This is a genomic window from Streptomyces bobili, from assembly GCF_002154575.1.
Taxonomy (GTDB): domain Bacteria; phylum Actinomycetota; class Actinomycetes; order Streptomycetales; family Streptomycetaceae; genus Streptomyces; species Streptomyces bobili.
The window spans coordinates 1-14,126 of sequence record NZ_MUBA01000138.1; the positions used below are offsets into that span (position 1 = coordinate 1).

Here is a 14,126-nt window from a genome sequence, read left to right on the forward strand (position 1 = left end):
CGGTCGTCACCGCGGTCGTCACCGCGGTCGTCACCGCGCTCACGCCCGCCGGACCGCGCCGCCGTCTCGTCCGCCATCCCGTCCTCCCGCCATCCTCCTGCCGTCCTCACGGCCGTTTCCGTCGTCCAGTGTGCCCAGGCGGAGATGAAGCCCCCGTCAAGAGCCCGTGCGAGCGAGCCCTCGCGGGAGCCCCGCCCCTACTCCTCCCCTGCCAGCGTCAGCGCCCGCAGCTTCTGTCCCGCGTACCAGGTCGCGAGCACCGTCACCCCGACCAGCAGGACGGTCGCCGTGGTCAGTCCCACGTCCGAGGTGATGAGGTCACCGCCGGCGACCTTGTCGGCCACGGCCAGCGACCACTGCTGGACGCTGAGCGTGCGCGCACCCGGCACCAGCGAACCGAACAGGGCCTCCCAGACGAGGGCGTAGACGAGGCCGAAGACCACCGCGTGCCGGGACACCGTGCCGAGCAGCAGGAACAGCGCCGCGTAGGCGATGGAGGAGACCAGCGCGGCGATCGTGTAGGCGACGGCGATCTGCTGTCCGTTGCCGTTGAGGATGAACCCGGCGATGAGGGTGGGCAGCGCCGAGAACACCATCGTCACCGCGATGGCGACGATGAGCTTGGTGAAGATGATCGTCGGCCGCTTCAGCGGCTTGGACAGCAGATAGACCACGGAACCGTCGTCGATCTCGGGCCCGATCGCGCCCGTGCCGGCGATGACGCCGATGATCGGCACCATGGTGGCGAGCGCGAGCCCGCCGAGCAGGTCGGACGCGGTCTGGTCGTCGGCACCGGCGAGGCCGCGCACCACCACCGAGATCGCGATGAGCAACAGCGGCAGCGCGCCGAGAATGAGGGCCCGGCGCCGGCCGAGCAGGGCGCGGTACGTGAGTCGGGCGACTGTGGGGTCGTACATCTTCGGCCTCCTACGCCGCGACCAGGTACGAGAACACGGACTCGAGGGACTCGTCGGACGGCGAGACCGTGAGCAGTCTGATGCCGTGGTCCCTGGCGACCCGTGGCAGCAGTGAGGTGAAGCGGCCGAAGTCGACGGCCTGGATGCGCAGCGCTCCCTCGGCGAGGTCGACCTCGATGCCGGAGGTCGACGGGTCGGCGATCAGCGCTGCCGCGAGCGCGCGGTCGTCGCTGGAGCGCACGAGGTAGCGGTGCGGGCGGTCGGTCATCAGCCGGCGGATCTTGCGGAAGTCGCCGCTGGCCGCGTGGCGCCCGGCGACGACGACCTCGATGTGCCAGGCCAGTTGCTCGACCTCTTCGAGGATGTGCGAGGAGAACAGCACGGTGCGGCCTTCGTCGCCCATGCGTCGCAGCAGGTCCATGAGCTGCATGCGCTGGCGCGGATCCATGCCGTTGAAGGGCTCGTCCAGCAGCAGCAGCGACGGGTCGTGCACGAGGGCGCTGGCCATCTTCACGCGCTGGCGCATGCCCTTGGAGTACGTCTCGATCTTGCGGTCCTGCGCGTATTCCATCTCGACCGTGGCCAGGGCCTTCTGGGCGGCCTTGGCGCCGAGGCCGTGCAGCTCGGCGTTGGCGACGACGAACTCGCGTCCGGTGAGGAAGTCGTACATCGCCTCCCGCTCGGGGACGATGCCGATGTGCCGGTAGATGTCCTCGTTGCGCCACACCTGCTGGCCGTCGAGGGTGACGGTGCCGGTGGAGGGGGCGAGGAAGCCGCCCATCATGTTGATGAGGGTGGACTTGCCGGCGCCGTTGGGGCCCAGCAGACCCGTGACACCGGGTCCGACGGTCATGGTGATGTCGTTGACGGCGACCACGTTGCCGAACCAGCGGGAGACGTGGTCGAGGGAGAGCGTGGTCACAGGCCCACCTTCTTGTAGCGGCGCATCAGGAGGCCGTAGCACGCGGCGATCAGGCCCAGGCAGACGAGGACGTAGACGACGCCCTCTCCGGTGGACGGGCCGATCCCGCCCGGAGCGGCGGAACTCGCGCCGAGGAACGCCGACTGCACACCGTCGATGAGGGTGACCGGCGAGAACAGCCCGATCCACGGGATGGATCCGGTGCTGTCCTGTGCCTCGGCGATGGCCTGGAGCGTGGAGACGGCGCCGTAGGAGATGGTCAGTACGGCGATGACGGCAGCGATGCCGAAGCCGCGGCGTGGGGTGACCGCCGCGATGACCAGGCCGAGACCGGCGAAGAGCAGCGAGAGCAGCGCCACGGACACGAGCCCCTGGGCGAATCCCTCGGTCTGGTCGGCGAAGTCGAGCTTGGCCAGCAGAGCACCCACGTAGAGCACCAGCAGGGGTGCGGCGGTGAGGACGAACAGGGCGGAGGCGAGCGCCGCGAACTTGGCGCGGACATAGTCCGCGGTCTCGATCGGCCGGGAGAAGTACAGCGGCACGGTCTTGAAGCGCAGGTCGCGTGAGACGGACTGGGGTGCCTGCGAGGCGACGTAGAGGCTGATCACGGCCTGCATGACGATCGCGTAGCGGGTGTAGTCCAGCGGGAGTTCCTTGGCCTTCGTGGCGACGGCGACGGCGACCATGATGGCCGCGGGCACGCACATCACCACGAACAGAAGCATGGGCAGCACCTTGGACTTCACCGAGCGGCCGAGGCCGTAGGCGCCGCGCAGGGACTGCGAGTAGAGGGACCGGCGGGCGTAGGCGCGGCCCAGGCGTGGGCCGTCGTAACTGCGGTAGCCGATGTTGTGGATGCGGGTCTGGTCGCCCGAGGGGGTGGTCACCGGGTGCTCAACTGCCATGGCCGACGGCCTCCTTCCGCTGCTCGTCACTGTCGTGGAAGACCTCGGAGATGTGGTGCCTGCGCTGTTCCATGCGCACCAGGCCGAGGCCCAGGTCGGCGACCACGTCCCGAACGACGTCGTAGGTCTCCTCGCCCTGTGCGGTCAGCAGCAGGACGTGGCCCGCGCCGGGCAGGCCGCTGTCGGCGTCGAGGACGTCGACCCCGCGCGCGTGGAGCGCCTCACGGACCGCGCGGGTGCCGTCCGGGTGCTCGTCGGTATCGGTGACCTCGATGGCGAGGGTGGTCGTGGTCTGGGTGAAGTCGGTGGTGGCGCTGGAGCGCAGGAGCTTGCCGCCGTCGACGACCACGACGTGGTCGCAGGTCCGCTCGAGTTCGCCCAGCAGGTGGGAGGTGACGAGGACCGAAATGCCGAAGTCGGTGTGGATACGGCGGATCAGGCCGAGCATCTCGTCGCGGCCGACCGGGTCGAGGCCGTTGGTCGGCTCGTCGAGGAGGACCAGTTGCGGGTCGTGGACCAGGGCCTGGGCGAGTTTCACGCGCTGTTTCATGCCCGTGGAGTAGCCGCCGATGGGGCGGTAGCGCTCCTCGTACAGCCCGACGTGGCGCAGGGTGTCGGCGGTGCGCTCTCGCGCGGCGGTCGGCGGCAGGCCGGACATGCGGGCCATGTGCACGACGAACTCGGTGGCCGAGACGTCGGGCGGCAGGCAGTCGTGCTCCGGCATGTAGCCGACGCGCTCCCGGATGGCGGCGCCCTTCGTCGCGACGTCAAGTCCGAGCACTTCGGCACGGCCTTCGGTGGCGGGGGACAGACCCAGAAGGATCTTGATCAGTGTGGACTTGCCGGCCCCGTTGGCACCGACGAGTCCGGTCACACCGGGCCCGACGTCCACGGAGAGCCGGTCAAGAGCGGTTACCCGGGGGAACCGCTTGCTCAGGCTTTCGGTCGCGATCACAGTCACGTCCTCGACGATAGTGACGCGGACCACGCCAAGTCGTCAGACCGCAGAGCTGTCCTCATCTCAGACTCGAGATGTACGGGCCCGTAGGGGTTCCCCATCCTGAGAGCTACGGAACGCGGGTATCAGGCGTCCCGTCCACCCTATTGACGCTTTCTCTAACAAGTGCCAGATTCGGCGGGGTCAAGTTACGGACACGTACCGCAATCGGCGCGGACCGCTGGGACGAGGTGGCATGACGACGGCAGGAACACGCGAACTCGCTTCTGAGCTGCGGGGATTCCAGCGGGTGCAGCGTCTGGCGTACGAGTGTGCTCAGGAGGTGGCGGCCCGGCTGGAGCCTGGGGTCACGGAACGCGAGGCCGCGCGCATGCAGCGCGAGTGGCTGCGCGCGCGGGGCGTGCGGGACTGGTTCCACCTCCCGTTCGCCTGGTTCGGGGACCGCACGGCGTTCGTGGGGTTCCGGGTGCCTCTCCAGTTCTTCCCGACCGACCGCCGGCTGGAGCCCGGGATGCCGTTCATCCTGGACATGGCCCCGGTCTTCGAGGGCTTCACGGCGGACATCGGCTACTCGGGTGCGCTCGGCGGTCACCCGCTCCAGGAGCTGCTGATGGACGACCTGGAGGCGCACCGGGAGCTGATCCTGCGCGAGGTGCGCGAGCGGCGGTCGCTGCGTGAGATCTACCAGGACGTCGACCGCCTCATGGTCCGACAGGGTTACGCCAACCGGCATCGCGCGTACCCCCTCGGCGTGATCGCCCACAAGGTGGACCGGGTGCGGGAACGCCGCCGGTCGCCCCGGCTGTTCGGGTTCGGCACCCAGGCGCTGAAAGGGCTGGCGTCGGACGCGCTGCACGGTCACCGTGAGGGCTGGTCGCCGTTGTGGTCGCCGTACCGTTTCTCCGACCATCCGCCGCGGCCTGGCCTGTGGGCGGTCGAACCTCATCTCGGATTCCGGGGCACGGGCGCGAAGTTCGAGGAGGTCCTGGTGGTGACCGATTCCCGGGATCCCTCGGAGAGCGCCTTCTGGCTGGACGACGATCTGCCGCATGTGCGGCGCTGGGCGCGAAGGAAGGCGGAGGAGAAGTGACGATGCTGGAGGGTGCGCGCGAGCGCCGGGTGCGGACCGGCGGGATCGAGCTGTGCGTGGCCGAACTGGGGGATCCGGGGCGGCCGACGGTCGTCCTGGTCCACGGCTATCCGGACAGCAAGGAGGTGTGGTCCGAGGTCGCGTCCCGGCTGGCCGACCGCTTCCACGTCGTTCTCTACGACGTCCGGGGCCACGGCCGTTCCAGCGCGCCGCGCCCGCTGCGGGGCGGATTCACCCTGGAGAAACTGACGGACGACTTCCTCGCGGTCGCGGACGCGGTCAGCCCCGGCCGGCCGGTGCATCTGGTCGGGCACGACTGGGGCTCGGTGCAGTCCTGGGAGTTCGTCACGGTCGAACGGACCAAGGGGAGGGTCGCGTCGTTCACGTCGATGTCCGGCCCATCCCTCGACCACTTCGGCCACTGGATCAACAAGCGCCTCACCCGGCCCACTCCGCGCCGCATCGGCCAACTCCTCGGCCAGGGCGCGAAGTCCTGGTACGTGTACCTGCTCCACACCCCCGTGCTGCCCGAACTCGCCTGGCGCGGCCCCCTCGGCAAACGCTGGCCCGGCATCCTGCGCCGACTGGAGAAGGTCCCCGGCGGCGACTACCCCACGTCCTCGCTGCCCTCCGACGCGGCCCACGGTGCCTGGCTGTACCGCGACAACGTACGGTCCCGGCTGCGCCGACCGCGCCCGGACGCCCACGCGCACACCCCGGTTCAGCTCATCACACCCCTGGGGGACGCGTTTTTGTCGGAGCAGCTCTACGACGACCTGGAGTCGTGGGCTCCGCTCCTGACACGCCGGACGATCCCGGCGAAGCACTGGGTGCCGCGCACCCGCCCCGATCAGCTGGCTTCCTGGATCACGGAGTTCGTGAACTCCGTGGAGAGTGAGAGGAAGAGCGAGGCTGGGACTCCCGCGACCGCGCCGCAGTCGAAGGCGACCGGTCCGTACGCCGAACGGTTCGGCGGGCAGTTGGTGCTGGTCACCGGGGCGGGCAGCGGCATCGGGCGGGCGACGGCGTTCGCGTTCGCCGAGGCGGGGGCGCGGGTGATCGCCGTCGACCGGGACGCCGAAAGCGCCTCCCGCACCGCCGAGTTGTCCCGTGCCCTCGGCGCCGCGGATGCCTGGGCGGAGACGGTGGACGTCTCCGACGAGCAGGCGATGGAGAAGCTCGCGGCGAAGATCCTCGCCGAACGCGGCGTCGTGGACGTGCTGGTGAACAACGCGGGCATAGGGATGTCCGGTTCGTTCCTGGAAACCACGCCGGAGGACTGGCGCAAGGTGTTGGACGTCAACCTGTGGGGCGTCATCCATGGTTGCCGGCTCTTCGGCAGGCAGATGGCGGACCGCGGCCAGGGTGGCCACATCGTCAACACGGCTTCCGCCGCTGCCTTTCAGCCGTCCAAGTCGCTGCCCGCCTACAGCGCCTCCAAGGCTGCCGTGCTGATGCTGAGCGAGTGCCTGCGCGCCGAACTGGCGGGCCGGGACATCGGTGTCACGGCCGTCTGTCCAGGCCTGGTCAACACGAACATCACCTCCACGGCCACGTTCGTCGGCGTCGACGCGGAGGAGGAGAAGCGTCGGCAGAAGCGCTCGGCACGCATGTACGGGTTGCGCAACTACCCGCCGGAAAAGGTCGCGAGCGCGATCCTGCGCGCCGTGGTCCGCAACGAGGCGGTGGTCCCGGTCACGCCCGAGGCGAAGGCCTCACATGCCTTGTCACGGTTCGCGCCAGGTGTGTTGAGGCGACTCGCGCGCGTGGAGCCGCGGCTGTAAGGCGGTTGGAGACCGGCGTCGGTGCGGCGGCCGAAGTGAGCGTGCACATCGCCTACTTCGGCCGGCCTGCCCCAAGTCACCTGGTGTCTGGCGACCTTGACGAAATGCCGGGACGTGGAAGGTAGTTGTCCACAGATTCCCCAATTCCCCTGTGGATAACCACGGTTGGTTGTGGACCAAACATCGGGCCCAAAACTCGATGCGTGATCCCCGTCTCGCCCGTCATGCTGACCGGATGGACGAAAGACGCACCGTGAAGGTGTCGAAGTACCTCTCCAAGCATCTGCGGCACCAGCCCGAGCGCATCGGCCTCACTCCTGACGAGGCCGGGTGGGTCGAGATCGAGACGCTCATCACGGCAGCCGCGGATCATGGATTCCCCTTCACGCGGGACGAGCTGGACCACGTCGTCGCCGCGAACGACAAGAAGCGTTTCGCGGTCGAGGGCACACGCATCCGCGCGAGCCAGGGCCACAGCATCGACGTGGACCTCGGACTCCCGGAGGCGACGCCGCCGCCGTACCTCTACCACGGGACCGTGGCCCGGCACCTGGACGCGATCCGGGACGAGGGACTGCGGCCCATGAACCGGCATGACGTGCACCTCTCCGCCGACCGGGAGACCGCGACGCGGGTCGGCTCCCGCCGAGGACGGCCGGTGGTGCTCTCCGTGGACGCGGGGGCCATGCACCGCGACGGCCACGTCTTCCACGTGAGCGCCAACGGGGTATGGCTGACGAAGGCGGTACCGCCGCGCTACCTGCGCTTTCCCGAGTCGCACTGATACCGGCTGAGCCCCGCCACGGCCACCGTCACCCCGCGATCCGTGGTCGGCCCGGCGCGTACGGTGACCGTTTCACGTGAAACAAGGTCGGCCGCATACGCTCGATGTCATGAGTCTGCGACTGAGCACCGTGATCCTCCCGTACCTTCGCTGGCACGAAGGCGGCCGTTCGGCCTGGACCCGTGCCGAGCAGCTCGGCTTCCACACCGGCTACACGTACGACCACCTGTCCTGGCGCACCTTCCGGGACGGTCCCTGGTTCGGGGCGATCCCGACGCTGACCGCCGCCGCGACCGCCACCGAGCGACTGCGCCTGGGCACCCTGGTGACCTCGCCCAACTTCCGGCACCCGGTGAACCTCGCCAAGGAACTGATCTCCCTGGACGACATCTCCGGCGGCCGGATCACCCTCGGAATCGGCGCGGGCGGCACCGGCTTCGACGCCACCGCCCTCGGCCAGGACCCGTGGACCCCGCGGGAGCGGGCCGACCGCTTCGCCGAATTCGTGCCGCTTCTGGACCGCCTGCTCACCGAGGACTCGGTGTCCTACGAGGGCGACTTCTACTCGGCACACGAGGCGCGCAACATCCCCGGCTGCGTCCAGCGCCCCCGGCTGCCCTTCGCCGTCGCCGCGACCGGCCCCCGCGGACTGAAGCTCGCCGCACGCCATGGCCAGGCCTGGGTGACCACCGGCGACCCCAAGCTGTTCGAGAACGGCACGCCCGAGCAGTCGGTCGGGGCCATCCGCGGCCAGGTCGAGCAGCTCACGGACGCCTGTGTGGCGCTCGGTCGGGACGTGCACACCGTGGACAAGGTCCTGCTGACCGGCTTCACGCCGGACCGCGGCCGGCCGCTGGAGTCCCTCGACGCCTTCGTGGACTTCGCGGGCCGTCACCAGGAGCTGGGTTTCACCGAGATCGTCATCCACTGGCCCATCCCGGACTCCGACTTCGCCGCGGACCAGAAGGTCTTCGAGCAGATCGCCATGGAGGCTCCGGCGCAGCTGCGCTGACCTGGGTGGCTGACACCCGCACCGGCCTGCGATGTGACCGGCCGCACCTCGTCCGTGCGGCCGCTCGCACGACCGTGCGGATCCATACGGGAGAATGACCGGGTGACCTCAGCGACTCGACAGCCCGAGACCCCGGCCGCCACCACCCCGCCGCGGCTGATCGCCACCGATCTCGACGGGACCCTGCTGCGCGACGACAAGTCGGTGTCCCCGCGTACCGTCGCGGCCCTCGCCGCCGCCGAGAAGGCGGGCATCGAGGTCTTCTTCGTCACCGGCCGCCCCGCCCGCTGGATGGACGTCGTCAGCGACCACGTCCACGGGCACGGCCTGGCGATCTGCGGCAACGGCGCCGCCGTGGTCGATCTGCACGGCGGTCCTGGCACGCATCGGTTCGTGAAGGTGCGCGAGCTGGCCCGGGACAACGCGCTGGACGCCGTACGGCTGCTGCGCGAGGCGGCGCCCGGCACCGTGTACGCGGTCGAGCAGACGTACGGCTTCTACCAGGAGCCGGAGTACCCCAAGATGCACCTGGAGGTCCCCGACTCCCTCGCGCCCGCCGAGCGACTGCTCGCGCCGGACGCTCCGGGTGCCGGTGAGCCTGTGCTGAAGATCCTCGCGTACCACCCCACGCTCGACCCCGACGCCTTCCTCACCCTGGCGCGGCTGGCCATCGGCGTCCGCGCCAATGTCACCCGTTCCAGCCCCAGCGCGCTGCTGGAGATCAGCGGGCCCGACGTCTCCAAGGCCAGCACCCTCGCCCTGTGCTGCGCGGAGCGGGGCATCTCGCACGAGGAGGTCGTCGCGTTCGGGGACATGCCGAACGACGTCGAGATGCTCACCTGGGCGGGCCGTTCGTACGCCATGGGCAACGCGCACCCGGACGTGATCGCCGCGGCCTCCGGGCAGACGGTCGCCAACAACGACGACGGGGTCGCCGTCGTCATCGAGCAGCTGGTCACCGAGCGGCTCCAGGCCTCCGGCTGAGCCGCGTCTACCCAACGGGCGCCCCGCGTGCCGCCAGCCAGGGCACCGGGTCGACCGCCGACCCCACCTCCGGGGTGACCCGCACCTCGAAATGCAGGTGCGGGCCGGTGGAGTTGCCGCTGGTGCCCGACTGCCCGATCCACTGGCCCGCCCTCACGTTCTCGCCCTGGTCGACGGCGACGGACGCCAGGTGGGCGTACTGCGTGTAGTAGCCGTCGGCGTGCCGGAGCACGATCTCGATGCCGAAGGCACCCCCGCACGACACCCGCACCACCTGGCCCGCACCGACCGCCTTCACCGGCGTGCCGATCGGCACCGCGAAATCCTGCCCCGTGTGCCGGCTGGCCCAGCGGGCGCCACCGCTGCCGAAACTCGCCGACAGGGTGTAGCCGTCAACCGGTAGGGCCCACTTCCCCTTGTCATGCGTCGGTGGCCCGTCGAGCCGCTCGGCACCCCGGCAGGCACCCGCCGCGACCGAGGCGTCGGCCTGCCCCTGCAACTGCCACCGTGCCTGCTCCAGCTTCTGCTCGATGCCCTTCTTCAGCACGGCCAGTTGCGCGGTGTGCCGCTCCAGCGCCTGCCGGGCACCCGCCGCTCGCGCCTCGTCGGCGGCCAGCCGGGCCTCGGCCCGCCGGCTCCTGCCGATCGCGTTGACGACGGTCAGGTTCGTCCGGGAGAGAACGTGCTGACCCCTCATCAGCTTGTCGGGGCTGCTCGACAGGACGAGCTGAGCGGCGACGGGCAGCCCGCCGCCGCCGCGGTACTGGGCACGCGCGATGCGGCCCAGATCCTCGCGCAGCACGGTGATCCCCTGCCGCTCATGGCCGAGGAGTTGCTCCAGCCGCCGGGCCTTCGCCCGCTGCGCCTCGGCCTCGACGCGGCCCGCCTCGTACTGCTGGGTGGCCACGGCCGCTTCCTCGTACAGCCGTGCCACCCGCGCGCTGAGCCCGGAGCCGGGCCCGTCGCCGGCACCGTCACCGCCCGGCTCGCCGTCCGCGGTCGTGGGCCGCGCCGCCAGCACCACGGCCGCACACAGCAGAACCGGAACCACCAGCGGGCGACGACGATATGAGGGCATGTCAGCGATCCTGTCCCGGCCACCCGCTCCCGGTCCTGTTCTTGTCGTACGCCTGGGGGACCAGCGACCCCGAACGGCCCAACACGGACCGCACCGGGCGCTCGCTCAGGACCGGAGCCGGAGGCCGCCACGCAGACCGGCCGGAGAAGCGTGTCTCACCGCGCCCCCACCAGCAGCTCGACCGCCTCCTCGCGCTCGACCATCTCGCGCAGCGGTCCCTCCCCCGCGGCCAACGCCGCGTAGGCGCCGCGCTGCACGACCCGGCCCTCGTCCAGGACGAGGACCTCGTCCACCGCGTCGAGCCCCGCGAGCCGGTGGGTGATGAGCAGCGTCGTACGGCCCTCGGTGGCGGCCAGCAGGTCCGCGGTGAGCGCGTCGGCGGTCGGCAGGTCGAGATGCTCGGCCGGCTCGTCGAGCACCAGGACGGGGAAGTCGGCCAGGAGCGCGCGGGCGAGGGCGAGCCGCTGGCGCTGCCCGCCGGACAGCCGGGCACCGTGCTCGCCGACGAGCGTGTCGAGCCCGTCGGGCAGGCCGTCGGCCCAGTCCAGCAGCCGAGCCCGCGCCAGCGCGTCGCGCAGGTCGGCCTCGGTCGCGTCCTTCTTCGCCAGCAGCAGGTTCTCGCGCACCGAGCTGTCGAAGAGGTGCGCGTCCTGGGCGCACAGCCCGACCAGCCGCCGCACGTCGTCCCCGTCCACGGCGTAGGCGTCCACCCCGCCGAGCGTGTAGGAGCCCTCACCGGAGTCCAGGAACCGCAGCAGCACCTGCGCGAGCGTCGTCTTCCCGGAACCGGAGGTGCCCACGACGGCGATCCTGCGACCCTGCTCCACGGTGAGGTCGACACCGGCGAGCGCGTCCCGGTCCTGTCCGGCGTGCCGCGCCGACAGCCCCTTGAGGACAAGGGGGAAGGGTGACGCGGGCGCCTGGCGGGGCTGCTCCGGCTCCCGCACCGGCTCGGGGGAGTCCAGGACCTCGTACACGCGCTCCGCGCTTCTGCGCACGCGCTGGCGGTACTGGACGGCGAGCGGCAGGCCGAGGACGGCCTCGAAGGCGGCGAGCGGGGTGAGGACGACCACGGCCATGGTCACTCCGCTCAGCCGTCCCGCGTCGACGGCCTGCGCACCCACGAGGGCGGCGGCGGCCACCGTCAGCCCCGAGACGAGCGCGGTCAGTCCGCCGCCGAGCGCGGTGGCGGTGGCGGCGTGCGAGGCGATCCGGGTGAGCACGGAGTCCGCCTCCCGGACAGCGGCCGTACGGGCGGGCAGGGCGCCCGCGACCGTCAGTTCGGCCGTGCCGGTGAGCAGGTCGGCGGCGCTGGTGGCGAGTACGCCCCGCGCGGGGGCCAGACGGCGCTCGGCCCGGCGGGCCACGGCACCAGTGACCAGCGGTACGCCCGCCCCGGCCGCGAGGAGCCCCGCAGCGAGGACGGCCCCCGCCTCGGGCAGCAGCCACGCCGTGAACGCGACGGCCCCCGCCGAGACGGCGACGGCGGACGCTGCGGGCAACAGCCAGCGCAGCCAGTAGTCCTGGAGAGCGTCCACGTCGGCGACGAGCCGCGTAAGAAGATCACCCCGGCGTGTGGTGCGCAGCCCGGCGGGCGCGAGCCGTTCAAGACGCCGGTAGACGGCGACCCGGGTGTCGGCGAGCATCCGCAGCACGGCGTCGTGCGACACGAGCCGCTCGGCGTACCGGAAGACGGCCCGCCCGATGCCGAAGGCCCGCGTCGCGGTCACGGCGACCATCAGATAGAGCACCGGGGGCTGTTGCGAGGCGCGGGAGATGAGCCAGCCGGAGGTGGCCATGAGGCCGACGGCGCTGCCGAGAGCCAGGCTGCCGAGGAGGAGTGCGAGACCGAGGCGTCCACGCCGGGCGCCTGCCATCCCACGGACCCGGCCGAGGACAGCGCCCTCGGCCGCGACGGTCCGCGTCGCCCCTACGGCGTCCTCCGCTTGGCCTGCGGTGACGATCCCGGAGTGCTGCGATGGGGCCGCCACGGGTCCGTGCGCCTCCGCTCGTGCCGCCGTGTCCTTGGCCTCCAGCCGCACCACACGGTCCGCCATCGCCAGCAGTGCCGGGCGGTGGACCACCAGCAGGACCGTCCGGCCGGCCGCCAGCCGTCGTACGGCGGCCACAACCTCCGCCTCGGTCTGTCCGTCGAGTGCGGCGGTCGGTTCGTCCAGCAGCAGCACGGGCCTGTCGGCGAGGAACGCCCGCGCCAGGGCGAGCCGCTGACGCTGTCCGGCGGACAGCCCGGCCCCGTCCTCGCCGAGCACCGTCCCGGCGCCCGCCGGCAGCGCGTCCACGAACTCCAGCGCCCCCGCGCCCCCGAGCGCCCGGCGTACCGCGACGTCATCGGCGTCGGGACGGGCCAGCCGTACGTTCTCGGCGATCGTGCCGGCGGAGAGGTGCGGGTGCTGCGGCACCCAGGCGATCCGGGAACGCCACTGCTCCAGGTCGATGTCCGTGAGGTCGGTTCCCCCGACGCTCACCCTGCCCTCGGTCGGCCGGACGAAGCCCAGGAGGGCGTTCAGCAGGGTCGACTTGCCGACGCCGCTCGGGCCGACGAGTGCCACCGTCTCCCCGGGCGCGACGGTGAAGGACACGTTCGAAACGGCGTCGGCGGAGCGTCCGGGGTAGCGGACCGTCATGCCCTCGAAGGCCACACCGCCCGTCGGTACCGCACCCGTGCCGGACACCGGCAGCGGCGTCTCCAGCACCTCGAAGATCTCCTCGGCCGCGGCAAGCCCTTCGGCCGCCGCGTGGAACTGCGCCCCGACCTGCCGCAGCGGGAGATACGCCTCGGGGGCAAGCACGAGGATGACCAGGCCGGTGTACAGGTCCATTTCGCCGTGCACGAGCCGCATACCGATCGTCACGGCGACCAGGGCCACCGAAAGCGTCGCCAGTAGTTCCAGCGCGAACGACGAGATGAAGGCGATCCGCAGCGTCCGCATGGTGGCCTGCCGGTACTCGCCGGTGATCCGCCGGATCGACTCGGCCTGCGCCTTGGCCCGCCCGAAGACCTTGAGCGTGGGCAGTCCAGCGACGACATCCAGGAAGTGACCGGACAGCCGGGACAACAACCGCCACTGACGGTCCATCCGCGACTGCGTGGCCCAGCCGATCAGCACCATGAAGACGGGGATCAGCGGCAGGGTGCCGACGATGATCGCGGCGGACACCCAGTCCTCGGTCACGATCCGCGCCAGGACCGCCACCGGCACGACCACCGCGAGTCCCAGCTGCGGCAGATAGCGCGAGAAGTAGTCGTCAAGGGCGTCCACACCCCTGGTCGCGAGCGCGATCAGGGAACCGGTCCGCTGCCCGCTCAGCCAGCCCGGACCGAGCAGGGCCGCCCGCTCCAGCAAGCGGCCGCGCAACTCGGACTTCACGGCTGCGCCGGCCCGGTGCGCGGACAGTTCGGTGAGCCAGGCGACCAGTGCGCGGCCGGTCCCCACAACCACCAGGAGCAGCAGGGGCGTGCGGAGTTCCGCGACCGGCCGGTCCTGCTCGAAGGCACCGACCACCACCTCGGCGATGAGCATCGCCTGAGCGATCACCAGCACCGCTCCGACGGCTCCCAAGCCGACGACCGCCATGAGGAAGCGGCGGGTGGCACGGGCGTAGCGGAGGAGACGCGGGTCGATCGGTTTCACGTGAAACACACCCTCTTCTCAAGGGGCGTGTTTCACGTG

The 14,126-nt window shown here is 71.2% G+C and carries 11 protein-coding genes; 5 read left to right on the forward strand and 6 right to left on the reverse strand.

The window, feature by feature from the left end; genetic code table 11:
• Window positions 1–197: 197 nt before the first annotated feature.
• From BZL64_RS12415 to BZL64_RS12430, 4 genes are read right to left on the reverse strand one after another with little or no spacing between them, the layout of a single operon-like run.
• Window positions 198–917, reverse strand: a complete 720-nt coding sequence (locus tag BZL64_RS12415; protein ID WP_086769049.1) for an ABC transporter permease — start codon at window positions 915–917, stop codon at window positions 198–200.
• A gap of 10 nt (window positions 918–927) precedes the next feature.
• Complete coding sequence (locus tag BZL64_RS12420) at window positions 928–1,839, reverse strand: ABC transporter ATP-binding protein (protein WP_073491258.1); 912 nt, start codon at window positions 1,837–1,839, stop codon at window positions 928–930.
• Window positions 1,836–2,744, reverse strand: coding sequence for a hypothetical protein (locus BZL64_RS12425; RefSeq protein ID WP_086769051.1), 909 nt, complete (start codon window positions 2,742–2,744; stop codon window positions 1,836–1,838). The genes BZL64_RS12420 and BZL64_RS12425 overlap by 4 nt, the downstream gene beginning before the upstream one ends.
• Window positions 2,734–3,699, reverse strand: a complete 966-nt coding sequence (locus BZL64_RS12430; RefSeq protein ID WP_086769088.1) for an ABC transporter ATP-binding protein — start codon at window positions 3,697–3,699, stop codon at window positions 2,734–2,736. Before BZL64_RS12430 ends, BZL64_RS12425 begins: the two co-directional genes overlap by 11 nt.
• 238 nt (window positions 3,700–3,937) lie before the next feature.
• Here BZL64_RS12430 and BZL64_RS12435 point away from each other — a divergent pair, with 238 nt between their 5' ends.
• The 5 genes from BZL64_RS12435 to BZL64_RS12455 all read left to right on the forward strand — a co-directional run bounded on the left by BZL64_RS12435 (window position 3,938) and on the right by BZL64_RS12455 (window position 9,356).
• A complete protein-coding gene (locus BZL64_RS12435; RefSeq protein WP_086769053.1) occupies window positions 3,938–4,792 on the forward strand; it encodes a M24 family metallopeptidase in 855 nt (284 codons plus the stop codon).
• Entirely contained in the window at window positions 4,789–6,576 is a 1,788-nt protein-coding gene (locus BZL64_RS12440; RefSeq protein WP_086769056.1) for an SDR family oxidoreductase, read from the forward strand. The genes BZL64_RS12435 and BZL64_RS12440 overlap by 4 nt, the downstream gene beginning before the upstream one ends.
• A gap of 235 nt (window positions 6,577–6,811) precedes the next feature.
• A complete protein-coding gene (locus BZL64_RS12445; RefSeq protein WP_086769058.1) occupies window positions 6,812–7,360 on the forward strand; it encodes an RNA 2'-phosphotransferase in 549 nt (182 codons plus the stop codon).
• A gap of 109 nt (window positions 7,361–7,469) precedes the next feature.
• Window positions 7,470–8,372 (forward strand): LLM class flavin-dependent oxidoreductase, encoded by a 903-nt coding sequence (locus BZL64_RS12450; RefSeq protein WP_086769060.1) that lies wholly within the window; start codon window positions 7,470–7,472, stop codon window positions 8,370–8,372.
• Window positions 8,373–8,474: 102 nt separating this feature from the next.
• A complete protein-coding gene (locus tag BZL64_RS12455) occupies window positions 8,475–9,356 on the forward strand; it encodes an HAD hydrolase family protein (protein WP_086769062.1) in 882 nt (293 codons plus the stop codon).
• Between the two features lie 7 nt (window positions 9,357–9,363).
• Here BZL64_RS12455 and BZL64_RS12460 read toward each other — a convergent pair whose 3' ends face one another.
• Window positions 9,364–10,434 carry a M23 family metallopeptidase gene (locus BZL64_RS12460; protein ID WP_086769064.1) on the reverse strand — a complete coding sequence of 357 codons (1,071 nt, stop codon included), beginning with the start codon at window positions 10,432–10,434 and terminating at the stop codon, window positions 9,364–9,366.
• A 155-nt stretch (window positions 10,435–10,589) separates the two neighbouring features.
• A complete protein-coding gene (cydD, locus tag BZL64_RS12465; RefSeq protein ID WP_086769066.1) occupies window positions 10,590–14,087 on the reverse strand; it encodes a thiol reductant ABC exporter subunit CydD in 3,498 nt (1,165 codons plus the stop codon).
• Window positions 14,088–14,126 lie beyond the last annotated feature (39 nt).